We start from the raw sequence: 23,406 nt of genomic DNA on the forward strand, positions 1-23,406 counted from the left end.
CGCTGTTCCACCGTTCCAGCGACTCACCACCGCGCCACCGCTCCACAGCCTCACCACCGCTCCACCGCCCAGTTCTCCCCGCACGCCCCGGCTTTTCCGCGCCCGTCCGTCCCGGTACGGGCTTGCGATGCGAAGTCGTTCCTGAGGCGTGCCACCCCATTGAGGGAAGGTCCTCTCGAATGACTCGTTCCGAACGCCCCGCCCGCACGCCCCGCTCCCGCCCGCAGACACCGGCGCGACAGTCCGGCGGCGGCCGGCAGCCCGGCCGCCAGCAGCCGAACCGGCGGCCGGCCGCCTCCGAGGGCGGCGAGTTCGCGATGCCCGTCAGCACCACCCCGGCGCTTCCGCCCGTGGAGGTCTTCGCCGACATGGGCATGCCGAACGGCCTGCTCGCCACGTTGGACCGGGAGGGCGTCACCGAGCCGTTCCCGATCCAGGCCGCCACGCTGCCCAACGCGCTGCACGGCCGGGACGTCCTGGGCCGCGGCCGTACGGGCTCCGGCAAGACCCTCGCCTTCGGCCTGGCGCTGCTGGCCCGTACCGCCGGCCGCCGGGCCGAGTCCAAGCGCCCGCTGGTGCTCGTACTCGTCCCCACCCGCGAGCTCGCGCAGCAGGTCACGGACGCGCTCACGCCGTACGCCACCGCCGTCAACCTGCGGCTGACCACGGTGGTCGGCGGCATGTCGATCGGCCGGCAGGCGAACAGCCTCGCGCGCGGCGCCGAGGTCCTGATCGCCACGCCCGGCCGCCTCGCGGACCTCATCCAGCGCGGTGACTGCGCGCTCGGCGACGTATCCATCACGGTCCTCGACGAGGCCGACCAGATGGCCGACATGGGCTTCCTGCCGCAGGTCACCCGGCTCCTCGACCAGGTGCAGCCGGAGGGCCAGCGGATGCTGTTCTCCGCGACGCTGGACCGCAACGTCGACCGGCTCGTACGCCGCTTCCTGAACGACCCGGTGACACACTCCGTCGACGCGTCCGTCGGCGCGGTCTCCACCATGGAGCACCACCTGCTGCACGTCTCGGACGACGACAAGCGCGACGCCGTGACCCGGATCGCCGCCCGCGAGGGCCGCGTGATCATGTTCGTGGACACCAAGCGCGGCGCCGACCGGCTGGTCAAGCGGCTGCTGGCGAGCGGCGTACGGGCCGCCGCGCTGCACGGCGGCAAGAGCCAGCCGCAGCGCAACCGCACGCTGGACCAGTTCCGTACCGAGCAGGTCACGGCGCTCATCGCGACCAACGTCGCGGCCCGCGGCATCCACATCGACGGCCTCGACCTCGTCGTGAACGTGGACCCGCCCGTCGACCACAAGGACTACCTGCACCGCGGCGGCCGCACGGCGCGCGCCGGCGAGTCCGGCACCGTCGTCACGCTCGTACTGCCGGAGCAGCGGCGTGAGATGACCCGGATGATGGTCACGGCGAAGATCACCCCGCAGGTCGTGAAGGTGGGCCCGGAGGACGCCGAGCTGGCGCGCATCACGGGCGCCCGCGTCCCCAGCGGCGTCCCGGTCGTCATCACTCCGCCGGCCCCGGCGCAGCCCCAGGGCAAGCCGAAGTCGCGGACGTCCCGGCCGGGTACGGGCTCCGGCTCGGGTTCCGGCACCGGCACCGGCGGTCGCAGCCGGGGCAGCCGGGGCGGTCGCGGCCGTACGTACCAGAGCTCGGGCTCGGGCGCGGCCGGCGGCAGTGGACGGAGCGGCGGCGGGCGCGGCGGCAGCGGCGGCGGCAACGGCGGCTCCGGGCGCGGCCGGGGACGGACTCCGGCGGCCTGACGCTTGGCGCTTGAGGCATGGTGCCTGACGCGTGTCACCTGGCATCTGCACCTGCACGCTTGGCGCCTGGCGCTGTTGTGACGCCCTGGGCCCTGGGCACCCCGGATCGGGGTGTCCAGGGCCCGGTCCGTTTCGGGGCGGGGCGCCCGGCGCGCGGCTCGCCGCTTGGGCCGGGGCGCGCGGCCTCCGGCGCGCGCGGCTCTCCTGACTCGTACGCCCGTTCCGATGGCTCGCGCGCTCCCCGTCTCACCACCCTCACCAGCGCCTACGCCCGTGCCGCGCCCCGATCCGCCGTCGACGGCCCCGTTTGACGGGGCGGGTGGCGGTCACCCGATTGGACGAACAGCGGTCGCCGGGACCGGCGTCGACCGGAAGCCTGGGAGGGGCGCCGCGCGGGACGGACCGGTCAGGAGAGAACGGTGGGGAAGCGAGGCCCCGGAGGCCGGGCACGCAGGGGCACGCCCGCACGAGCGCCCGCGCACGGCCTCTCGCGCCGCGGCGCGATCGCGAACCGCCTGGCGCGCTGGGCGCCCGCCGTGCTCATCGTCGGCGGCGTCCTCTTCGACCTCCTGACCCCGCCGAAGTACACCGGGGCCCCCTTCCTCTCGGCCGCTCCGCTGGTCGCGGCCCCGCTCTTCGGGCGGCGCGGCACGGTCGTCACCGCCGTCGCGGCCGTCGCCGCCGCGGCCGGGACCAACGCGTACCACCGTGCGGTGAACTCGTTCGAGTCCGCGACCAAGGTCGCCACGGTCCTGACCGTCGCCGTGCTCGCGCTCGGCATCAACCGCATCGTGCGCCGCAGCGACCAGCAGTTGCGGTCCGCGCGCGGCATCGCGGAGGCGGCCCAGCGGGCCGTGCTGCCGACGCCCCCGGCCCGTATCGGCGAGGGGCTGCGCGTCGCGGCGCGCTATGTGGCGGCGCAGGCGGACGCCCGTATCGGCGGCGATCTGTACGCGGTGCAGGACACCCCGCACGGCGTACGCGTCATCGTCGGCGACGTCCGGGGCAAGGGCCTGGAGGCGGTCGAGGCGGTCGCCGTCGTGATCGGCGCGTTCCGGGAGGCGGCGGAGCAGGAGGCGACCCTCGAAGGGCTCGCGGCCCGCCTGGAGCGGGCGTTGCAGCGGGAGGGGGTGCGCCGGGAGGGGCTGGACCAGTTCGAGGGGTTCACCACGGCCGTACTGGCGGAGGTGGAGGTGGCGGCGTCGGGCGGCGCGGTGCTGCGCATCGTGAACCGCGGCCATCCGCCGCCGCTGCTGCTGTACGCGGACGGCAAGGCCGTGGAGACGTCACCGGAGGTGCCGGCGCTGCCGCTGGGCATGGGCGACCTGGGCGTATGGCCGGACCGGGTGGAGGCGTGGGACTTCCCGGCGGGGACGACGCTGCTGCTGTTCACGGACGGGGTCACGGAGGCCAGGGACGAGCGGGGCGACTTCTACGACCCGCAAGCGCGGCTGAGCGGGCGGCTGTTCGACGGCCCGGACCTGCTGCTGGAGGCGCTCTCCGCGGACGTCGCGCGGCATACGGGCGGGGGGACGTCGGACGACATGGCGTTGCTGGCGATCCGGCGTTGCGGGCGGCGGCCGGCAGGCGAGCACGGTGCGTAGTGGATCTTGATCCCTGCGCATAACGACTGCTGCACGATCGCCGCTGAGGGGTTTCGGCCCGCGCGCCGACTCGACCGCTTTCGCCGACGCGTGTCCATAAAGTCCTCACCAAAGCCTGTGCGGATTACGGGCAACAGCTTGGTATCCGGGTCTCGCTTCTATTAACGTTCGATAACGCAGCGCGGTCGTCACAACCGTCGCAAGAGGCGGCACCGTGCGCCTTCGCCGAATCCCGCAGGCACCAGCAACACCGGCAACACCGTGCGCACCAGCACCATCGGCAACACCGGCGACACGAGGCACCAGGGAACCGGGGAACCACCAACCTTGGGGTGAGTCGGGCGCCTTCGCGAGAAGGGGCCCGTAGGAGACCTTCCTGCTCCGAACCCGTCAGCTAACCCGGTAGGCGAGAAGGAAGGAAAGGAGTGCGCCCCCGTGGCGTCCAACAAGCCTGCCCTCGACGAGCCGACGTATGACCCGTCGTACGCCCCTCCGTATGAGTCCTCGTATGAGCCGTCGTATGAACCTGCCCTCGGCACCTCACTCGGGGCTTCGCCGGGCGCTCCCGGCGGTGCGGAACCCACCTCCGGCCCCGAGACCGGTCTGAGCCCCGGCACTGACCTCGCCACGGATTTCGCCGCGGGTGCCGCCGCGGATTTCGACGCGGACGTAGCCGCGGATTTCGAAGCAGACCCCAACGAGGGCTGGTCGGGCGAGCGGGGGGCGGAGCTGTGGGAGGAGTGGAACCCCACCGAGGACTCCGTGGGCCCGGTCCGCGGCAAGCACCGGGTCGGCAAGCAGCGCGGCGGCACGATGGCCCGTAGCGGAGCGGTGCTCGGCGTCGGCGTCATCGCGGCGGTCGGAGCGGGCGGCATGGCCAGCGCCGAGGACCGTCCGGCGCCCCCGATATCCATGCCCGACCTGGCGCACCTGGCCGACCAGATCAGCGAGTTGCCGGGGAAGCTGCCGGCGGCGAAGGACCTGCCGGGTATCGGCTCACTCGTGGCGGACGACTCCGCCCCGGCCGCCGCGGAGGCCCCCGGCGCGGACCAGCCGCTGTCCGGGCTCGGCCTCTCCGCCGAGGACGCGGCGAACGGCACCGCCAACGCGGGCGAGGCGCTCCGCGCCCGCATCCTCCAGCAGGCCGAGCACCAGCAGTCCCTCGCCGACACCGAGGCGCGCGAGGCCGCCGCCCGGGACGCGGCGGCCAAGGCCGCCGACGAGGCGGCGAAGCGGAAGGCGGAGGCGGCGGCCGAGGAGAAGGCCAAGGAGAAGGCCGAGAAGGCGGCGGCCGAGCGGAAAGCGGCGGAGACGGCGGAGGCCGCCCACAAGAAGGCGGAGGGGGAGCGGCAGGCGAAGCTCGCCACCGCGTACGCGCTGCCCGTCGGCTCGTACACGCTCACCGCCGGATTCGGCCAGTCGGGCGACATGTGGTCGGCCAACCACACCGGGCAGGACTTCGCGGCGCCGACGGGTACGCCGATCAAGGCGGTGCACGGCGGCACGATCACCCAGGCCGGCTGGGCGGGCTCGTACGGCTACCGCACGGTGCTCACCCTGGACGACGGCACTGAGCTGTGGTTCTGCCACCAGTCGTCGATCGCCGTGAACTCCGGCACGGTGCGGACGGGCGATGTCATCGGCCGGGTCGGCGCGACCGGCAATGCCACCGGCCCGCATCTGCACCTGGAGGTGCGGCCGGGCGGGGGCGCGCCCGTGGACCCGATGACATGGCTGCGGGGGCACGGGATGAAGCCGTAACGCCACAAGGGTGTTGGGACGCTTGAGGCCACTGTGGCCACAGTGGCCAAAACGGGACGGATGAATCCATCCATGCCGTTAACGCGCCTGTGCAAGGCGTTAAATGGGCGCATGGCTGAGAAGCGCAAGAAGATCGGGAATCTGTCCGTCCACCCGCTCTGCCTCGGCGGCAACGTCTTCGGCTGGACAGCCGACGAGGCGGAGTCCTTCGCCGTACTGGACGCCTATACGGAGGCGGGCGGCAACTTCATCGACACCGCCGATGTCTACTCCGCGTGGGTCCCCGGAAACTCGGGCGGCGAGTCCGAGACCGTCCTGGGCAACTGGTTCGCCGCGCGCGGCAACCGCGAGGACGTCGTCCTCGCCACCAAGGTCGGCGCGGGCGTCCCGGAGCCCCGGGGCCTGGCGGCCAACGCCATCAAGGCAGGCGTCGAGGAGTCCCTGCGCCGCCTGCGCACCGACTACATCGACCTTTACTACACGCATTACGACGACCCGTCCGTGCCGGTGCCGGAGTTCATCACGGCCCTCGACGAACTGGTGCGGGAGGGCAAGGTCCGCGAGATCGCCGCCTCCAACATCACGGCGGACCGGCTGGCGGAGGCGCTGACCTTCTCCGACGCGGAAGGGCTGGCCAAGTACGTGGCGATCCAGCCCAAGTACAACCTCGTCTCGCGCGATACGTACGAGGGCGACCTGGCCGCGACGGCCGAGAGCCACGGCCTGGCGGCGGTCCCGTACTACAGCCTGGCGTCGGGTTTCCTGACCGGCAAGTACCGCCCGGGCGCGGCCGTGGACAGCGCGCGGTCGGGGACCGCGGCCGAGTACGTACGGACCGAGCGCGGCCTGCGCGTCCTGGAGGCGCTGGACAAGGTCGCGGAGGCCCACGGCGCCGAGCAGGCCACGGTGTCCCTGGCCTGGCTCGCCGCCCGGCCGACGGTGGCGTGCCCGCTCGCGAGCGCGCGCAACACGGGGCAGCTGCCGGCGCTGCTGGCGGTGGCGGACCTCCAGCTGACGGCCGATGAGGTGGACCTGCTGACGGAGGCGTCGAAGTAGTCAGAGGGAGGGGCGGCGATACGGGCCGGGGCAGGGCCGGACCCGTAAAGCCGTCTTTCGGACGGGGCCGGGGGCGCGTACGGCTGTGCCGCTGCTCGGCCCCGACGCTCGACGGCCCGGAGGGGCTTGCTCAGCTCCGCCGCTCGACGGCCGAGGAAGGGCTGCTCAGCGGCCCAGGGCTCTGCTCAGCTCCGCCGCTCGACGGCCCAGGAGGCGAGGGCGACCCCGCCGGCCACGGCGAAGACGGAGGGCCAGGCGCCGACCTTCTTGGCGAGCGGGTGCGATCCGGCGAAGGCGGCCACGTACAGCCCGGTCAACGCGGCGGCTGCGCCGGTCCCGGACCGCTGCTGCCACTGCCGCGCCGCGACGGCACCGGCCGCGGCCAGCGCGGCCCCGCCCAGCGGCCGCTTCTTGGTCCAACGGGCCACCCCGTAACCCCCGACCAGCCCACCGGCCGCCACTACAGATGTCGGAACCCCAGCCATTCCCGCAACCTCCACGATCCATGACAAGACAACTCGAACGTGTCCTCGACCCTACGCCTGGAGGGGGCGGCGGCAGCGGGCGGCTGACGCGGAGGGGGGCGGCAGCGAGCGGCTGACGCGTCGCGGAAGAAGCCACCCGATGATGAGGTGCGGACTTCCGCAGGGAGGGGCGCGCGGAGAGAAGTCGGAGACCCGGGGGAAGAGGGACCGTTCCTGCTGGGCAGCAACTGCCCATGCCTACGCCGATCTCGTACGACCGGGCGGTACTGACCCGACTGGTGCGCCGCCAACGCGGCCTCGCGACACACGCTCAGCTGCGCGCCCTGGGCGTCTCCCAGGGCGCGATCTGGAACAGGGCACGCGAGAACGGCCCGTGGCAACGTGTGCTGCCGCGCGTATACCTGCTCCAGTCCGGCGTGCCGGATACGGTCCAACGCCTGCTGGCGGCGGTGCTGTACGCGGCGGGTCAGCGCGCGGCGGCGACACCGCTCTCGGGCAGTTCGGCGCTGCTTACGGGCCGTGCGGCGCTCCATATGGCGCCGGGTTCCACGACGCGGCACGAGGCGGCTCGGCTGACATCGGTGGAGGTGCTCATTCCGGACGGCCGCCGGGTCGTGGACGCCGGGTACGTCCGAGTCATCAGAACGCGCCGCTGGCCGCCCCGGCACCATCTCGTCGGGAGCCTGCCCATCACCAGCGCGGCCCGCGCCGCGGCCGACACGGCGGCACGCTGGCCCGGCCGCCCGCACGGCCTGCGGGCGATCCTCACCGCGGCGGTCCGGCACGACTTCTGCACGGCGGACGACCTGATCGACGAACTCTCCGCGGCCGGCCTCGACCGCAGCCCCACGGTCGCGTCGGCGGCGGAGGAACTCACGGCGGGCGTGGCCTCGTCGGCGGAGGAACAGGCAAGGACCGTGATCGCGGAGTCGCCCCTTCCGCCCCCGCTGTGGACCCCGGACCTCTACACCGCCACCGGCGAGTTCATCGCCGCCCCAGACGCCTACTGGCCCGGCGCGGGAGTGGCGCTGGAAGTCGACTCCACGGCCCACCACTTCCTCCGCGACGCCCGGCAACACACCCAGACCCGCCGCCGACGCCTGCAATCCCACGCCATCCCCGTCCTCACCACCACCCCCACCACCCTGCGCGACACCCCGGCGGCCCTCGTCAGGGCACTGACCGAGGCCCTGGCGAGGGGGGACCGGGCGGGGTGGGCACGGGGGGTGCGGGTCGGGACGGTGTGATCGCGAAGAGCCCGCAGGGGCATTCCTCCGTCAACCCGGCCCCGTCAACTCATCGCGCCCCGTCGTACGGAGTCAACGAACGTTCCCCAAGCCTGCCGCGAGAACCCGAGCATGGGTCCCCCCAGGTCCTTGGAATCCCGTACGAGCATCCCGTCGCGGGGGATGGCTATCTCAACGCAGTTGCCGCCGGAGCCGTTGCTGTGGCTGCTCTTGCGCCAGCGGAGAGGTGCTGAATCGGTCATCAGGCAAGTCCTTGCATCGCGTTTTTGATCAGGTCGCTCGAACGCCGCGGGCTCAAGGACAACGCGCGCAGGTTGTCGAAAGCCTTCGTGTACCGAGCGATGTCTCGCGGGTCCTCCAGGTAGACCGCGTCCGAGAGCCCGTCGCGGTACACGACATCGGGGTCCTCCTGCTCGGGAAACCCCAGCAGCGTGAACGCTCCGGTCGCCGGGTAGGCCCCAGCGTCGAACGGCAGCACCTGGACCGTGATGTTCTTCAACTGGGCCATGTCCAGTATGTATTGGAACTGTTCGCGCATCACCTCGGCGTTCCCGATGACATGGCGCAACACGCTCTCGTGCACGATCGCCCACAGGTCCAGCGGTACGGGGGCGGTGAGCAGGGCCTGGCGTTCCATGCGCACGGCGATCATTCGTTCCGTGTCATCCGGATGGGACCGCGTCGTCGCACGGTGCAACTCCCGCGCGTACTCCGCCGTCTGAAGCAGCCCGGGAACAAACTCGCATTCGTACGTCCGTAGCCCTGAAGCCGCCTGTTCCAGCCCGACATAGACGGAGAACCAGGCCGGCACGGCGTCGCCGTACGCATGCCACCACCCTCGGGTCTTCGACTCCTTGGCGAGCGCTTTCAGCAGTTCACGCAGCTCATCGGAGGTCTTGTAGTAGCGGCAGAGCGCATCGATGTCGGACGGCTGTACTCGCCCTTGGCCCGTCTCCAGGCGATTGACCTTGGAGCCACTCCAGTCGAGCGCCTGCCCGACCTGGGCGCAGGTGAGTCTGTTCTCCTCACGGAGCTTCTTGAGCTCGATCGCCAGCCGACGGCGACGAGCGGTTGGTGAACCTGCCACTTCAACCCCTCTTTTGGTACGTGGAGTTCAGTCTCATCGGGCAGAGGATCTGCCGCCAGTCACTCGATGGGGCGAATCCTTCTGTGCACATTGCATGGCGGGATAGGCGCTGCCATGCTCGCACACAAGACGACGGAGAGTGCTCGCGTCTGCGGCGAACAAAGGGGTTGGCGCGTATGGACATCGACTACAGCAGGCTGAGAAGGGCATGGGAGATTCCCTTCCTGGCCGAACCCGAGGAAGTGGCCGCACTGCGGCGAATCATCCGAACGCACCTGATGACGTGGGGCCTGCCGGCGCTCATCGACGCGGCTCAACTCTGCGCCAGCGAGCTCGTCACCAACGTCATCACACACGTGGGACCGGGAACACCCGCCACCCTGGGCTTGTCGATGGACGGCCCAAACCTCCGCATCGAGGTCCGCGACCCGGACAGCCGAGCCCTCCCCACCCTCTTGGCCGCGACCCCCACCTCAGAGAATGGCCGCGGCCTCGGCCTCATCAGCGCCGTGTCCGAACGCTGGGGCGTTCTCCCTTCGGGGAGTGGCAAGACAACCTGGTGCGAACTGGCCGCCCACCACACCGTCCAAGGCGCCCAGCCACCCCAACCGCGCCCCCGAGCCACCCAGGCCGAGGCCATCCTGTCCCTCTACCGAAACCCACCACCCGCCGCGAGGGAGGCCACCCCGCTCAGCCTCGCCGTAGCCGAAGAGACCGCGATCGCACTGATCGCTGACCTCCTCCACTGGCTCCACACCCACGGCCGAGACCCTGAAACCGTCCTCGACTATGCGCAGATGCACTTCGAGGCCGAGCTGGAGGACGCAGGATGATGGGGTTCTCGGACGCTGACCTTGCGGAAATTGTCGAGGAGCTGGGCGGTGCTGACCGAGAGTGGGCGGACTCGTTGGACCTCGCCTTCCTAGTGCAGGTTGCCCAGCAGTTCGCCTACTTGCCGGGCGTTGAGATTCACCAGTTGATCCCTGATAGCCGTCGTGACGATCAATTCTTGCTGGCCGTTCTTGTCGTGCCGGGGATCACTCTTACCTCGCCTCCTGTCCAATGGCGTGAGATCGAGCCTCCAGTTCCACGCACAGGAACCCTTGCAGTCCGACAGCTACTGACTCGCCTCGCTGAGATCTCAGCAGAAGTAACATCGGCTTTCGCCACAGTCGGTCCATTCGTCACCTCGCCGGAGTTCACACGAATTCGCGAACTCGCTTCCACGGCCAAAGCAATTGAGCGGCGCTGGGAGAAACAGTGGGCCAGCTTCCGAGAGGAGAGCGGAGAGGTAAAGGAGGAATGCCTCCGATCCTATGACGAGTCTAGGTTCGACTTTGCTTTGGAAGCGTGGGAAGTGTCTTCAGCCTTGAGTGAGATTAGCATCTAGTGATCACCCTGATGCGATGGCCGAGTATGTCCAGACATCAGCGGGAAGTTCACTCTGGAGTTTCCAGATGACTCCCATGGGGTTGCTGCCTTTGTGAGATTCGTACTCAGCGGGGCCAAGAAGCATCCATGGCTGTGGTCCGCCGATGTCGTTCTTCTTGTAGCGGCGGACAAACAAGAGTACATGGGAGCCTTGTTGTGTGTGCCGCTGGTAGCGGAGCCCGGTAGGGGAGGTGCTGGAGGTCTGGTTTTGGGACTCCCAATGGAACAGTTCTGGGCTCATTGCGTAGTCTTTGTAGCGAGTTTCTGGTGAGAAATCTTTGTCATCTTTTTCAAGTGTGATGAGGAGTGCATCAGTCTTGATTTTCTCACACCACTTCACGCCCTCGCGAAAGTGCCCTGGTAGGAACCCGTTGATGTCAGCCTGGCCGAGGGCGGGCAGAATCTCTTCTCGGCTGTAAGCGGCGTGGATAGTGAGCGGGATTTGGGCTTGTTCGATTGGTAGAGCAATGGGGTAATGCTCTGTGCGTTCGAGGTTGTAGGCCAGGATCTGACTGAGTTCGTTCCGCAACTCTGGTTGATTGTGTAGCTCTTTGAAGCCTGCCGCGTAGGAGGAATATCCTCCGCCGAGCGGCCAGAGGGAGAAGAAGAGCATGCGAGCGTACGCTTGCCCGCGGGCATCAAGGGAATGATATCCCGGAGCGTCTTCCTGTAGCAGCAGTGTGTAGGCGGCGACGCGCTCAGGGTCGTCGACGTGCAAAAAGGCAGACATGCGCTTAAGCAATGCCTCTTCGCCATCTGGCGCCTGGGAGGTGAGGACGTTTGCTCTCCGCAGCAAACGGGTCCAGGAGTTATTGGAGCGGTAGAGTTCTTTGAGTTCTCGTTGGCTTTCCCTTAGGAAAACAGAAAGCTGAGGCTCGGCGTAGGAAGCGACCTCGCGTGCGAGCTGGGTTACATTGATGTTGATTTGCGTCTTGATGTTCTCAAGGATGCGTTCTTTGGACTTTCGATCGAGGATGATCTGACATCCAGAGGGCAGCAATGGGAAGTCATGCTCTACATTGTCGACGAGTCGTTTTCGACTTAGGTTCGTAAGTGCCCGGAACTGTTCCTCGAAGCGAAATTCCTTGCGGTGCTGGCCGATGAAATCGAGGACTGTAAGTACGGCCTTGTTTGGGGTGCGTCGAAGCCCGCGTCCGAGTTGTTGCAAAAAGACGGTTGCGCTGGAAGTGGGGCGCAAGAGTAGCAGAGTGTCTACATCCGGGATATCCAACCCTTCATTGAACAAGTCGACGGAGAAGAGGATCTGAATTTTCCCGTCGCGCAACTCCCCCAGAGCCTTGGAGCGTTCGGTAGTAGGGGAATTGCCGTCGAGGGCTTTGGCGCCTAGACCGGCCTGGCGGAAAAAGTCAGCCATGAAGTGAGCATGTGCCACGGATACGCAGAACCCCAAGGCGCGCATCGTGCCAGGGTCGGACACTTTATCTTGTACCGCTTTGACGATGAGCCGAGCCCGGGCGTGGTTGCCGGTGAACAGCCTGTCAAGCTCGCTGGTGTCATACGCTCCACGTTTCCAAGTGAGTGCTTCTAGGTCTGTACTGTCGGCAACGCCGAAGTAATGAAACGGGCTAAGGAGATCATTTTCTAGTGCCTCCCAGAGGCGCATCTCCGCCGCGATGTGCCCGTTGAAGAACTCATCTTGGACGTTGCGGCCGTCCATGCGTTCGGGAGTGGCGGTCAGGCCAAGCAGCTCTTTGGGTGTGAAGTGGTCGATGATGCGTCGATAAGTTGAGGAAACCCCATGGTGGAATTCGTCGATGACGACTACGTCAAAGTGGTCTGGAGCGAAGCGCTCCAGCGAACGGGCGTTGAGTGATTGGACGCTAGCGAAGACATGGGTCCAATTCGATGGAATCTCCCCACCAACCAATAGCTCGCCGAAGTTCGAGTCGACCAACACTTCTTGGTATGTACGGAGTGACTGCTTAAGAATCTCCTGGCGATGGGCAACGAACAGTAGCTTGAGGTTCTGCCCCTGGCGCTGGTTCTTGAGTTCCTTGTAGTCGAGCGCGGCCATAACCGTTTTGCCCGTACCAGTGGCAGCAACGAGCAGATTCCGATGCCGGCCGTGGAGCTCACGCTCAATGCGTAGCCGATCGAGCATGTCCTTCTGGTGCGGGTATGCCCGCACCTCAAGGCCCGAGAGGCTAATGGCGCGAGTGTCGCCTTGTTGCCGACCGCCAGCCCGTGCTAGAGCCTCGTCCAGCCTCGCCGCATCGACATCAGGGTCGTACGACTCGAACGCGGCCTCACTCCAGTATGAGTCGAAGGTAGCTTCGAACTTCTTCATAACAGCCGGTGTGGCGACGGATGAGAGTCGAACGTTCCATTCCAATCCATCGAGGAGAGCAGCTCGGGATAGGTTGGAACTCCCCACATAGGCCGTGTCGTATCCGCTGTTCCTCCGGAAGAGCCATGCTTTCGCGTGGAGGCGGGTCGATCGCAACTCGTAGTTGACCTTGACCTCGGCGTTGAACTCATTGACAAGGCGGTCCAGCGCTCGGCGTTCTGTGGCTCCGATGTACGTAGTCGTGATCACGCGGATGGGTACGCCACGGCTGTGGGCGGCCTTGAGCGACTCTTCGAGGACGCGCAGCCCATGCCACTTCACGAAAGCGCAGAGCAGATTCACGCGATCGGCAGTGGCCAGCTCGGCCCGCAACTCAAATCCCAGGTTGGGGTCTTCGGGCGAGTTTGTGATGAGAGCTGATTCGGACAAAGGAGTCGCTGGACGGAGGGTGTAGACCCCTGGGGCTTCCTGCTCGGCGACAGAGATTAGCTGTCGTGGACCATCCATGATGAGGTCGACCCATTGGCTTGCTCCGTCCAGCGTGCTCAGGGACTCCAAGACGTGGTTGGCTGCGAGGACCTGCTCGGCCGGTTGCAGGGTCGCGAAGAGCCGTTGCATGGTGTCTGCGATGTGACGGGCCAGAACATGCGGCGAGGAGTGCTCGCCGATCTTCTGCTCGATGGCCGTCCAGCCGCTGGAGTTCAACTCGTTGAGCCGATCTTCAAGCCGCGAGGTGATCAGACGCTCGTACAGTCCAGGCACCGGCGTCGTGCGATCTGCGAAGGCATCGGCCATTGCAGCATCTCCCTAAGTGGCGTGGTGATGCTGCAAGTTGTATCAAGAAGGACTGACAGGGCGGCCGGACCAGCCAGAATCGTTGTCTCCGGGCGCCAAGCCCCCCACTACGCTGGGAGCTTGGGGAACTGGGTTCCGTCTCGCCAAATGACCGTCACACCAGCTGCATGGCAGAGGTTGATGAGGTCATGTCGAGGGCGTGAAGGCAGGAGTACAGCTAGGGAAGGCTCAGGGGCGATGAACCGCCGGTAGTCGTAAAGCTGACCGATAGCCATGCGGACTGCCTCACGAGTAACGGTGCCCTTTGCCTCTATCAAGAGGTTTTCCGTGGCATCGAACACATCGGTGAAGAGAGGCTTGAGTTCACCCTCGGGGCGGATCATCTTGCGATGGACCGTGTGCCCCTGCCCGTTCAAGTAGTTGCAGTATTCGGTTACTAGGGGCCCTTCGCGTCGTTCTGCTTCGTACTCCTTCCCATTGGGGCTGACGACCATGCCCTCGGTGTGCTGCTTCTCGATCTCGACGTCCGTGACTACTTCCGTGGCGACCGGCGTAAATGGCAGGTGCGCGCCTTGGGAAGGTGAGGCGGTGGTTGGTTTGAGCCGGAACATGATGACGCTGCGGATTTCACCATCGGCGTCTGGTGCGTCGGTGGAGTACCAGGAAGGGTTCGAGTCGAGGGCGAACTCACCGATGTGTTCCACAACGCCTGGGGCGACTGACTCGAACAGATGGAGGGCGCGACCATCTTGGGCGTGGTTAAGAATGGCGCGGTTACCTCGGACCATGGACTGGTCGCCTACCTGTCCCTGGCCGGTGTAGTGATAGCGGCCGTCCTCGCCCCAACCATCGAAGTAGCCGACTTTATGCCCCTTGGCGGGGTCGGTAAACAACATGACGTTAGGCGTGGTACGTGACGAAGCGATTCCGCCTTGGCCGCTACCGCCATACTCGGCATGTACGTCTACACGCTTGAGCTGGTGTCCAACCTCGATGCCCCACATGGGTCCTCCAAGATCCAAGAATCATGGCCAACCCAAACGTTAGTCGTATAAACGTACTCTTGTGAGGTGTGGATGTGATGGGGCTAGTGGGGTGAGACGAGCGGTTGAGCTCTGAGCCTGCCGACATCCCCAGGATGTCCGCTCAGCGCTGGCCGCTCGGCGGAGTGTGGGGCAGGGGTGTGTACGGGCCGGGGGCGTACTGGGGCTGCCAGTGAGGCGCGTAGAGGGGGGCCGGCGTGGCGTGCGTCAGAGCCGGTTGGGCTATCGACTTGCGTTGCCACAGGTGGTGGAGGAGTTCCTGTTCCCTCGCCGTGAAGTCCGGGCCCGCCGCGCCGCGGTAGGCGCGTTGGCGGAGGAAGGCCAGGGACGTGGCGAAGGAGATGTACTCCGTCACGGCTCGGGCCGCCTGGGGGCCGCCGGTGCGGCGGGCCAGGTGGCGGGCTATGCCGCGGGCGCGCATCGAGGAGAGGGCGATCGGTTCGGGCGGGGTGAGCCAGCCGGCGGCCTGGTAGGCGGGGAGGTGGGTGCGTATGGTCCGCAGCTCGTTCTGGCGGGACCAGACGGTCAGCCAGGTCAGCACGCCGAAGACGGGGACCATGAAGAGGCCGTAGACCGCGAGGAAGCCGAAGCCCGGGAGGCTCGACGCGCCGTTCCAGACGCCGTGCAGGCCCATCGCTGTCAGCAGGGCCGCAAGGGGTACCAGCACGCGCAGGACGCGGCGCCGCGGAGCGAACGTCGCCGCTATGCCGAAGCCTATGCCCGTCATCGAGGTGAAGAGCGGGTGCGCGAACGGGGACATCAGCACGCGGATGAAGAACGTCGCCATCGTGGTCGACTGCATGCCCGAGTAGCCGAAGTTCTGGTCCGAGGCGAAGGCGTTGCCGAGGTAGAGGATGTTCTCGGTGAACGCGAAGCCCGTGGCCGTGATGCCCGCTATGACGACGCCGTCGACGATCCCGTTGAAGTCCCGGCGGCGGAAGAGGAACAGCAGCAGCACGGCCGCGGCCTTCGCCGACTCTTCGACCACCGGCGCGACAAACGTGGCACCCCACGTATTCGCGTTGGCATGCTGCGACGCATCTACGGTGCTCAGCAGCCACTTCGTGGCGAAGCCGTTGGCCAGCAGCGCGACAAGGGTCGCCGCACACGCGCCCCAGGTGAACGCGAAGACCAGGTCGCGCCAGGGTTTCGGCTCGACCCGGTCCATCCAGCGGAACGCCGCCACGAGCAGCGGTACGGGCAGTACGGCCAGGCCGAGGCCCACCACGAAGCCCTCCGTGCCGGTCTGCTCGCGTACGAGCGCCAGGATCACCAGGCCGGACAGGGCGAGCAGCAGGATCAGCGCCGTGGCGCGCAGCGCCTTGTTCTCCCACAGCGCCCGGCGCGGCTTGTAGCGCCAGCCGCCCGGCGCGGGGACCGCGGCGAACTGTGGGCGCTGCTCGTACGCCGGTATCGGGAGCGGGGCCGGGTAAGCGGCCGACGGTGATGAGTGCGCCGCCGGCCCCGGGCCCCAGGACGCGGCCGGCCCCCAGGGCGGAGGCGCGGCGGGGTGGTCGGTCGGCTGTCGCGGAGGCGGGGACTCAGGCACTCGAAGACCCTAACCAGGGGAGAGTGGGAGATAGTCGGATTATGGCCGACAACGAGGCGATCAGCGCTCAGAGGCGACGGAACAGCAGGTCGTGGACCTCATGCCCCTTGTCCAGGCCCTGGCCCTCGAACCGCGTCAGCGGCCGGAACTCGGGGCGCGGAGCGTAACCGCCCTCGGGCTGTACGTTCTCGAACCGCGGATCCGCGTCGAGCACCTCCAGCATCTGCTCCGCGTACGGCTCCCAGTCCGTCGCGCAGTGCAGCACCGCGCCCGGTGCCAGCCGCGTCGCGGCCAGCGCCAGGAACTCCGGCTGGATCAGCCGCCGCTTGTGGTGGCGCTTCTTCGGCCAGGGGTCCGGGAAGTACACCCGCATGCCCGCGAGCGCGTCCGGCACGAGCATCTCGCGCAGCAGGATGATCGCGTCGCCGTTCGCCACCCGCACATTGGACAGGCTGTTGCGCTCCGCCAGGCTCAGCAGATTGCCCTGGCCCGGCGTGTGCACGTCGCAGGCCAGGATGCCGGTGCCGGGGTCGGCCGCCGCCATCTGCGCCGTCGCCTCACCCATGCCGAACCCGATCTCCAGAACCACCGGCAGCTCCGGATCGTCGAAGAGCTCGCCGAGGTCCAGCCGGCGCAGCCCGTCGATGTCCAGCCCCCACTTCGGCCACAGGCGGCGCAGCGCGTCGCCCTGGCCCGGCGTCACGCGGCTGCGGCGCGGCTGGAACGAGCGGATACGGCGCTCATGGTGCGAGCCCGCCGGGTCCGGCGCGGGGCCGTCGGGGAACATCGGCTCGCGGCGGTCGCGGACGCGCCCCTCGTCGGCCTCAAGGGCGGCGGGGGCAGCGGGGGCAGCACTGGGGTTCGCAGTGGGGTTCTCGGACACAATGACTCGATTCTACGGAACCGGGGGGCGGGCGGTGCGCGTGCGGATCCGCGGAGGGGGCGGCCTGGGGCTCAGGGTTCCGGGGCCCGTCCCACGTGCGTGAACGTTATGGCCGTGGCAGCCGTGGCAGCCGTGGCAGCCGTGGCAGCCGTGGCAGCCGTGGCATCCATGGCGTCCAAGCCCCGCGTCCCCGCGTCCCCGTCCCGTCCACGTCCGTGTCCCGTCCCCGCGTCCCCCGCGCCCCCTACCCTCCCGCCATCGCTGCCAGCGCCCGCCGCGCCACCTCCCTGCCGATCGGCAGCGACGCCGTAGCCGCAGGCGACGGCGCGTTCAGCACATGCACCACCCGCGGCGACTCGGCGAAGAGGAAGTCGTCCACGAGCGTCCCGTCCCGCAGCACCGCCTGCGCCCGCACCCCGGCCGCCGCCGGTATCAGGTCGGCCTCGGCCACCTCCGGCAGCAGCCGGCGCACCGTCTCCGTGAAGGCCCGCTTGGACAGGGAGCGGCGCAGCTCGCCCACTCCATAGCGCCAGTGGCGGCGCGCTATTCGCCACGCGCCCGGGTACGCCAGCGTCCCGGCGAGCTCCACCGGCCGTACGGTCCGCCAGTCGTAGCCCTCGCGGGCCAGGGCGGGGACGGCATTGGGTCCGACGTGGACGCCGCCGCCCACGCCTCGGGTGAGATGGACGCCCAGGAACGGGAAGGCCGGGTCGGGCACCGGGTACACCAGGCCGCGCACCAGGTCCGTACGGGCCGGGGACAGGTCGAAGTACTCCCCGCGGAACGGCACGATCCGCATGCCCGGGTCGTCGCCCGCCAGCCGGGCGACGCGGTCGCAGCCCAGCCCCGCGCAGTTGACCAGGGCACGCGCCCGTACGACATCGCCGGCCGCCGTGCGGACCGCGACCGCCGACCCGCGCCGGCCGATCGTCCGGACCTCCGCCCCGTAGCGAACCGACGCCCCGGCGTCCGCCGCCAGATCCGCCAGCCGCCGCGCCACCGAGCCGTAGTCGCACACGCCGGTCGTCCCGACGTGGATCGCCGCGAGGCCGCGCACCCGGGGCTCGAACTCGGCTATCTGCGCGGGGCCCAGCTCCCGCACCGGGATGCCGTTCTCCCGGCCGCGCTGGACCAGCGCGTGCAGCCGCGGCAGCTCCGCCCGCTCCGTCGCGACGATCAGCTTGCCCGTGACCTCGTGCGCGATGCCGTGCTCGACGCAGAACTTGATCATCTCCGCCGCGCCCTGCATCGCGAACCGCGCCTTCAGCGACCCCGGCCGGTAATAGATGCCGCTGTGGATCACGCCGCTGTTGCGGCCGGTCTGATGGCGGGCCGGGCCGGGCTCCTTCTCCAGCACGACGACGCGGGTCCCGGGCGCGGCGCGGGTGATCGCGTACGCCGTCGACAGGCCGACGATCCCCCCGCCGATCACCAGCACATCGCACTCGTACGCCGCCACCACGTCACCTCCCGCCGCGCGTCCCCCGAGGCGCCGCACCGGCCCCTCTCTCCCAACGTTCCCCATCATGGCGCGTGCCACTGACAACGGGGTGAAATCCAAGAGCCGCCCGGGTTCGGGCCACCACCGCCGGCCGTGCCCCCGGCCGCCACCGTCTGGCCCAGCCCCCGGCCCGCCATCGCCGGTCCTGCCCCGGCTGCCGCCATCGGCCCTGCCCCGGCCGCCCGGGATCACATCGACGGCCCCCGGGCCCCCGCCCGGCAGAGCCCCGCACGGCCCGCCCCACTCACGCCGGCGTGACCAGCAGCGGCCGCGCCCGCTCCCGCAGCTCGACGACGCGCGGCTCGTCCCCGTACGGCTCCAGCCGGTGCAGCAGGTCGCGCACGTACTCCGTCGTACGGGCCGACGAGATCCGCCCCGCCACCTCCACCGCCCGCGTCCCGGCCGCGCACGCCGCGTCCAGATTGCCCGACTCCAGCTCGGCGACGGCCGAAACCACCAGGCGCAGCCCGTGCGAGCGGACGAACTCCTCCGTCGGCCTGGACAGCGCCTGCTCGGTGAAGCGCTGCACCTGCCGCGGCATCTTCAGATCGCGGTAGCACTCCGCGGCGTCGGCGGCGAACCGCTCATGGGAGTAGAAGTCGAGCCAGGACGGGTCCCCGTCGCCCTGCCGCGCCCGCTCCAGCCACCCCTCGGCGGCCTTCAGCGCCGTGCCGCAGGCGGGCCCGTCGTTCGCCTTGGCGTGGGCGCGCGCCTCGACGAGGCGGAAGAAGCTCATGGTGCGCGCCGTGGCGAGGCCGCGGTTGCGCTCCAAGGCGGCCTGCGCGAGGTCGACGCCCTCGTCCGCGAACCCCCGGTACGTCGCCTGGAGGCTCATCGACGCCAGTACGTACCCCCCGAGCGGCACGTCCGCCGCCGCCCGCGCGAGCCGCAGCGCCTGGATGTAGTAGCGCTGGGCGGCCTCCTGCTGGCCGGTGTCGAAGGCCATCCAGCCGGCGAGCCGGGTCAGTTCGGAGGTGGCGCCGAAGAGCGAGCGCCCCACGTCGTCGCTGTACGAGCCGAGGAGCAGCGGGGCGGCGTCGACCCGCAGGCACTCGGGGACCATGGAGGAACGCCAGTCGCCGCCACCGTACTTGGAGTCCCAGCGGCGCGCGTCGTCCGCCGCCTCGCGCAGTTTGGTCACGTCGGAGTGGCCCACCCGCTGGGGTAAGCCGTCCGAGCCGCCGCCCGCGTCCACCTCCTTGGCGGCCTGGTGCAGCTCGCGCGCCACGGAGCCGTCGGCCGGGGTTATCAGCCAGCGGGACGCCGGGGTGGCGTACGCACTGACGGAGAAGGAACCGGCCAGGCTCTGCCAGATGCCGCCGCCTCCGCGCCGACCGGCCAGATCCAGCCGGTAGAGGTCCGTGGCGGCCCGTACGGCCTGGCCCACGTCGCGCGGGAAGGCGAGACCGACCTCGGGCGCGGGGTCCGCGTCGGCGAGGCCGATCTCGTGCAGCGGCACCGGCCGGCCGAGTTTGCTGCCGATCGCGGCGGCGATCAGATGGGGCGCGGCCCCCTGGGGCACCATGCCCTTGGACACCCACCGCGCGACCGACGTCTTGTCGTAGCGAAGCGTCAGTCCGCGCTGCGCGCCGAGGTCGTTGACCCTGCGCGCGAGACCGGCGTTGCTGATCCCCGCGAGGGCGAGTACGGTCCCGAGCTTCTCATTCGGCCCGCGTAGCTCCCTGGACATGCGCACCCCTCGCCAGCACTGACGGCCGCCCCGGCATAGGCGCGAGGCATTCGTAAACCCAGCGTAGTTCCCTGGATCCCGACCGTTAAGAGGTGCAGACCCGGATGGCGAGATTCTGGTCCGCATGCACGTGCATCGAGGGGCATGTGCTCCGCCTGTGTGTGGCCGTGCGCCTACCGTGCGCCTCTGCCTGCGCCATCACGGGAGCGCTTCCATGGGAGATGCGTGGGTCGGCCCGCTGTACTGGATCGAGTGGGCTGGGGGACACCGCCGCCTCATTCCCCGCGGGCGGCGGAGCGGTCCGGGGGGCGGAGCCCGCCTCCCGGACTGTGACATCGCGGTCCGGGCATCGGGGACGCACGCGCCCAAGTGGGGCGCGGCCGAGTTTGGCTGAATAAGGTGCATGCCGTTGTGGCCGGCGTGCACATATGAGCCGAACTCCCGCCCGGGCCGGGGAGGGGGCGGCCCGGCGGGCAACGGCTTGGTGCGCGACGGTCCAATGGGTCGGAACCGGTGCGCGGCAGTCCGGTGCACGACGGTTCGGTCGCCCCTTCCTCGCGCACGCCCGCACGCATCCTCCGCACGTATGCGCCTTTTTCGGCCTACGGGCCTTTCCTGCGGCCCGACCGGTGCCCCTTCCGGCCTGCCTATTACCTTTTACCTTCTTGGTGGCCCTGCGCCCTTTCCGGCGTGCCCCCGCCCCTCCCGGTCCGCCCCCGCCGCGTCTCCGTACGCCTCGTTCCCCGCTTCCGCCGCGCGCCCCTCACTCCTGTAGCCCCCGTCGCCACCCGTCGCGCACCCACGCGCCCAGCGCATCGCCATCCCGCGCACGCCTCATACGCGCCTCCGGTGCGCCGCTCGCGCGCCCCACTCATGGCAGCATGGACCCAGCACGGTCCATGGCGGTGCGGCATTTCGCCCCATTTGAGGCCGAGTTGGGCGATAAAGCGTGATCAACACGCTGCCCGGGCGATGCCGAAACCGTCAGCCTCTTGTGCATGATGACTGCGACCTGTTACTTGTCCACACCCTGTGGAGGCGGCGATGCGGTGGTTGGTGGGGTGGAGCAGTGCCGCCTCCGGGACCGGTCCCCGTGCTACCCGGCGAGGTGCCGGGGCCGACGGTTCCACGGTGCATCCGGTCGGCGCGCAGCTCCTGTGGGGCGACCCCGACCCGCTGTGGGCGGTCGGGGACTGGCGGCCGGACGAGGTCCGCGTCGTGCAGGCCGATCCCCTCACCCGCCTCGCCGTCCTCGGCTGCTGCGGCGCGAGCGACGAGGAACTGCGCGTCGGGCTGTTCGCGGCGCGCGGGGGCGCGCTGAGGCACCTGACCGCGTGGAGCGGCAGTTACACGGCGGTCGCACAGGTCGGCCGCCGCATCACGGTCGCCGGCGACCTGGCGGGAGCGCGCCCCGTATTCCACACCGAGTGGGCCCGCGGCACCGCCTACGCCACCGCGGCACTGCCGCTGGCCGACCTCGTCGAGGCACAGCTCGACATCGGCCACCTCGCGGCGCTGCTCGCCTGCCCCGACTCCCCGGAGGCGCTCGGCGACGGCACGCCCTACCTCGGGGTGCGGCGCGTCCCGCCCGGCCACGCGCTCGTACTGCGGGACGGCGCGCGCGACATCACCGGTTATGAGCCAACGGCCTCGCTCGCCGTCGCGGCCCCCCAACTCGCGGCGGACGACGCGGTGGCAGGTGTCCGGGACGCTCTCGTGGAGGCCGTACGGACACGGCTGGCCGCACCTCGGCACGCGCCGGAGACCGACCTCGGCGACCTCGACCCCGGCCCCGTACCGGGCATGGGGCCGGCGTACCGGCGCGCCTCGCGCGGCGGGCCCGCGCCCGGCATCGGCGCCGACCTGTCCGGAGGCAGCGCCTCCGCGACCCTCGCACTGCTGGCCGCCGGGCTCCCCGGCGTCCCCGGCACGCTCTTCGGCCACGGCTCCGGAGCGGGCGAGCGGCTGCTCGCCGTCACCTTCAACGACCTCGCGACGGGCAACGGACGCTCCCGGCAGGCCGAGTTGGAACGCGCCCGCGCCATTGCCGACAACCCGCGGCTGCACCACGTCGTCGTCACCGCGGGCGAAGAGGCCCTCCCCTACGCCGACCTGGAGTCCGGCCCGCTCACCGACGAGCCCGGCCCCTCCCTCGTCACCGCCGAACGCCACCGCCGCCGCCTCGCCGCGGGCAGCGCCGACCACCTCGTCGGCCACGGCGCCCGCCAGGTGCTCGACGCACACCCGGCGCGCCTCGCCGACCTGCTGATGGACCGCCGCCGCCGTCATCTGCTGCGCCCCGTCTCGGCCCTCGCGCGCGCCGACGGGCCCGACGCCCACTCCTTCTTCGTCCCCTTCACCGTCTACCGCGCGGCGCGCAAGCTGGCCCGTACGTCCTACAAGGACGGGCTTGAGGCCGCGGCGGGACGGCTGTTGGAGGCCGGCCATCCGGGCTCGGAGCTGGAACCCGCCGGCCCCGGGGCCGTGGGCGCCTCCCTGGCCGCCCTCACCTGGTTCAGGCCGGGCCCCGCCGCGCGCTGGCTCACGGGCGAGGCGCTTGCTGAAGTATCGGTTCGCCTGGGGGCCGCGGCGGCCCGCCCCGGCGGGCTCCGGCGCCCCGGCGAACGCCGCGCCTTCGCCGCGCTGGCCCGGCACGCCGCCGACCACCGCATCTTCGAGCAGGCCGCGGAGGTGCGCAGCCAGCGTCTCCACGCGCCGTTCCTGGACAACCAGGTCGTACGGGCCTGCCGCGCGCTCCCCGAGTCGCTCCGCGTGCAACCAGGGGCGCGCGCCTCCGTACTGCGCGCCGTCCTGGCGGGCTCGGGCATCCGCGAACTGCCGCCTGGCTGGGGCGCCACCTCCCATGCCTCGCACGCGGCAGCGGTACGGGCGGGGCTGCGGATGTCCGTGGGACGCCTGGTGGAGATATTCGAGACCCCGCTGCTGGCGGACGCCGGGCTGGTCGAGGCGCGGGTGGTCCGCAAGGCACTGCGCGCGGCGGCCGAGGGCGAAACCCTGCCGCTCGACGGGCTCGCGGAACTGGTCTCCACGGAACTGTGGCTGCGCCGCCTGCTGTCCCGCCGCGGCAGCTGCTGGACGGGCTCGGAGGCGCCCCGGCAGCGCGCGGTCGCGGGCGGGGTCCTGCCGCGGCCCACTGTGTGAGCGGTTCCGCTACGGGCCGGGGA

At 69.8% G+C, this 23,406-nt stretch carries 17 protein-coding genes and 1 riboswitch; of the genes, 8 read left to right on the forward strand and 9 right to left on the reverse strand.

Annotated elements, in window-relative coordinates:
• Positions 1 to 179 precede the first annotated feature (179 nt).
• The 4 genes from AC07AB_RS04125 (at position 180) to AC07AB_RS04140 (ending at position 6,202) form a co-directional block, all read left to right on the forward strand.
• Complete coding sequence (locus AC07AB_RS04125; protein ID WP_478559579.1) at positions 180 to 1,781, forward strand: DEAD/DEAH box helicase; 1,602 nt, start codon at positions 180 to 182, stop codon at positions 1,779 to 1,781.
• Positions 1,782 to 2,200: 419 nt separating this feature from the next.
• Positions 2,201 to 3,385 carry a PP2C family protein-serine/threonine phosphatase gene (locus AC07AB_RS04130; RefSeq protein ID WP_478559582.1) on the forward strand — a complete coding sequence of 395 codons (1,185 nt, stop codon included), beginning with the start codon at positions 2,201 to 2,203 and terminating at the stop codon, positions 3,383 to 3,385.
• Between the two features lie 277 nt (positions 3,386 to 3,662).
• A riboswitch (cyclic di-AMP (ydaO/yuaA leader) is annotated at positions 3,663 to 3,808 on the forward strand.
• Positions 3,809 to 3,820: 12 nt separating this feature from the next.
• Complete coding sequence (locus AC07AB_RS04135) at positions 3,821 to 5,146, forward strand: M23 family metallopeptidase (protein WP_478559585.1); 1,326 nt, start codon at positions 3,821 to 3,823, stop codon at positions 5,144 to 5,146.
• A gap of 111 nt (positions 5,147 to 5,257) precedes the next feature.
• A complete protein-coding gene (locus tag AC07AB_RS04140) occupies positions 5,258 to 6,202 on the forward strand; it encodes an aldo/keto reductase (protein ID WP_478559588.1) in 945 nt (314 codons plus the stop codon).
• A gap of 185 nt (positions 6,203 to 6,387) precedes the next feature.
• Here the strand turns inward: AC07AB_RS04140 and AC07AB_RS04145 are convergent, their stop codons facing one another.
• The gene (locus AC07AB_RS04145; protein WP_478559591.1) at positions 6,388 to 6,687 is read right to left on the reverse strand and encodes a hypothetical protein; all 300 of its coding nucleotides are present in this window, start codon (positions 6,685 to 6,687) and stop codon (positions 6,388 to 6,390) included.
• Positions 6,688 to 6,920: 233 nt separating this feature from the next.
• Between AC07AB_RS04145 and AC07AB_RS04150 the strand changes: the two genes are divergently transcribed.
• Positions 6,921 to 7,934, forward strand: coding sequence for a hypothetical protein (locus AC07AB_RS04150; RefSeq protein WP_478559594.1), 1,014 nt, complete (start codon positions 6,921 to 6,923; stop codon positions 7,932 to 7,934).
• A 44-nt stretch (positions 7,935 to 7,978) separates the two neighbouring features.
• On the opposite strand, the gene AC07AB_RS04155 is transcribed toward AC07AB_RS04150, so the two are convergent.
• Both AC07AB_RS04155 and AC07AB_RS04160 read right to left on the reverse strand, forming a co-directional pair.
• Positions 7,979 to 8,176 (reverse strand): DUF397 domain-containing protein, encoded by a 198-nt coding sequence (locus tag AC07AB_RS04155; protein ID WP_478559597.1) that lies wholly within the window; start codon positions 8,174 to 8,176, stop codon positions 7,979 to 7,981.
• Complete coding sequence (locus tag AC07AB_RS04160) at positions 8,176 to 9,021, reverse strand: helix-turn-helix domain-containing protein (protein ID WP_478559600.1); 846 nt, start codon at positions 9,019 to 9,021, stop codon at positions 8,176 to 8,178. The genes AC07AB_RS04155 and AC07AB_RS04160 overlap by 1 nt, the downstream gene beginning before the upstream one ends.
• Positions 9,022 to 9,197: 176 nt before the next feature.
• Here AC07AB_RS04160 and AC07AB_RS04165 point away from each other — a divergent pair, with 176 nt between their 5' ends.
• Positions 9,198 to 9,854 carry an ATP-binding protein gene (locus AC07AB_RS04165; RefSeq protein WP_478559603.1) on the forward strand — a complete coding sequence of 219 codons (657 nt, stop codon included), beginning with the start codon at positions 9,198 to 9,200 and terminating at the stop codon, positions 9,852 to 9,854.
• The gene (locus AC07AB_RS04170) at positions 9,854 to 10,411 is read left to right on the forward strand and encodes a hypothetical protein (RefSeq protein WP_478559606.1); all 558 of its coding nucleotides are present in this window, start codon (positions 9,854 to 9,856) and stop codon (positions 10,409 to 10,411) included. Before AC07AB_RS04165 ends, AC07AB_RS04170 begins: the two co-directional genes overlap by 1 nt.
• Before the next feature lie 3 nt (positions 10,412 to 10,414).
• Here AC07AB_RS04170 and AC07AB_RS04175 read toward each other — a convergent pair whose 3' ends face one another.
• The 6 genes from AC07AB_RS04175 to AC07AB_RS04200 form a co-directional block, all read right to left on the reverse strand.
• Positions 10,415 to 13,555, reverse strand: a complete 3,141-nt coding sequence (locus tag AC07AB_RS04175) for a DEAD/DEAH box helicase (protein WP_478559609.1) — start codon at positions 13,553 to 13,555, stop codon at positions 10,415 to 10,417.
• 107 nt (positions 13,556 to 13,662) lie between these two features.
• Positions 13,663 to 14,559 (reverse strand): SRA domain-containing endonuclease, encoded by an 897-nt coding sequence (locus AC07AB_RS04180; protein WP_478559612.1) that lies wholly within the window; start codon positions 14,557 to 14,559, stop codon positions 13,663 to 13,665.
• A gap of 142 nt (positions 14,560 to 14,701) precedes the next feature.
• The gene (locus tag AC07AB_RS04185) at positions 14,702 to 16,147 is read right to left on the reverse strand and encodes a PrsW family intramembrane metalloprotease (RefSeq protein WP_478559615.1); all 1,446 of its coding nucleotides are present in this window, start codon (positions 16,145 to 16,147) and stop codon (positions 14,702 to 14,704) included.
• Positions 16,148 to 16,214: 67 nt separating this feature from the next.
• Entirely contained in the window at positions 16,215 to 17,030 is an 816-nt protein-coding gene (trmB, locus tag AC07AB_RS04190) for a tRNA (guanosine(46)-N7)-methyltransferase TrmB (RefSeq protein ID WP_478559618.1), read from the reverse strand.
• 244 nt (positions 17,031 to 17,274) lie between these two features.
• Positions 17,275 to 18,489: an L-2-hydroxyglutarate oxidase gene (gene lhgO, locus AC07AB_RS04195; RefSeq protein ID WP_478559621.1), complete on the reverse strand. Its 1,215-nt coding sequence runs from the start codon at positions 18,487 to 18,489 to the stop codon at positions 17,275 to 17,277.
• 286 nt (positions 18,490 to 18,775) lie between these two features.
• Positions 18,776 to 20,221 (reverse strand): MFS transporter, encoded by a 1,446-nt coding sequence (locus AC07AB_RS04200; protein WP_478559624.1) that lies wholly within the window; start codon positions 20,219 to 20,221, stop codon positions 18,776 to 18,778.
• A gap of 1,044 nt (positions 20,222 to 21,265) precedes the next feature.
• Between AC07AB_RS04200 and AC07AB_RS04205 the strand changes: the two genes are divergently transcribed.
• A complete protein-coding gene (locus AC07AB_RS04205) occupies positions 21,266 to 23,383 on the forward strand; it encodes an asparagine synthase-related protein (protein WP_478559627.1) in 2,118 nt (705 codons plus the stop codon).
• Positions 23,384 to 23,406: the final 23 nt, after the last annotated feature.

This window comes from Streptomyces sp. NPDC044033 (assembly GCF_056434425.1).

Coding starts and splice junctions, on each gene's coding strand:
- AC07AB_RS04125 (WP_478559579.1), top strand. CDS start 180: ATGACTCGTTCCGAACGCCCCGCCCGCACGCCCCGCTCCCGCCCGCAG.
- AC07AB_RS04140 (WP_478559588.1), top strand. CDS start 5,258: ATGGCTGAGAAGCGCAAGAAGATCGGGAATCTGTCCGTCCACCCGCTC.
- AC07AB_RS04145 (WP_478559591.1), bottom strand. CDS start 6,687: ATGGCTGGGGTTCCGACATCTGTAGTGGCGGCCGGTGGGCTGGTCGGG.
- AC07AB_RS04150 (WP_478559594.1), top strand. CDS start 6,921: ATGCCTACGCCGATCTCGTACGACCGGGCGGTACTGACCCGACTGGTG.
- AC07AB_RS04155 (WP_478559597.1), bottom strand. CDS start 8,176: ATGACCGATTCAGCACCTCTCCGCTGGCGCAAGAGCAGCCACAGCAAC.
- AC07AB_RS04165 (WP_478559603.1), top strand. CDS start 9,198: ATGGACATCGACTACAGCAGGCTGAGAAGGGCATGGGAGATTCCCTTC.
- AC07AB_RS04170 (WP_478559606.1), top strand. CDS start 9,854: ATGGGGTTCTCGGACGCTGACCTTGCGGAAATTGTCGAGGAGCTGGGC.
- AC07AB_RS04175 (WP_478559609.1), bottom strand. CDS start 13,555: ATGGCCGATGCCTTCGCAGATCGCACGACGCCGGTGCCTGGACTGTAC.
- AC07AB_RS04180 (WP_478559612.1), bottom strand. CDS start 14,559: ATGTGGGGCATCGAGGTTGGACACCAGCTCAAGCGTGTAGACGTACAT.
- AC07AB_RS04200 (WP_478559624.1), bottom strand. CDS start 20,221: ATGTCCAGGGAGCTACGCGGGCCGAATGAGAAGCTCGGGACCGTACTC.
- AC07AB_RS04205 (WP_478559627.1), top strand. CDS start 21,266: ATGCGGTGGTTGGTGGGGTGGAGCAGTGCCGCCTCCGGGACCGGTCCC.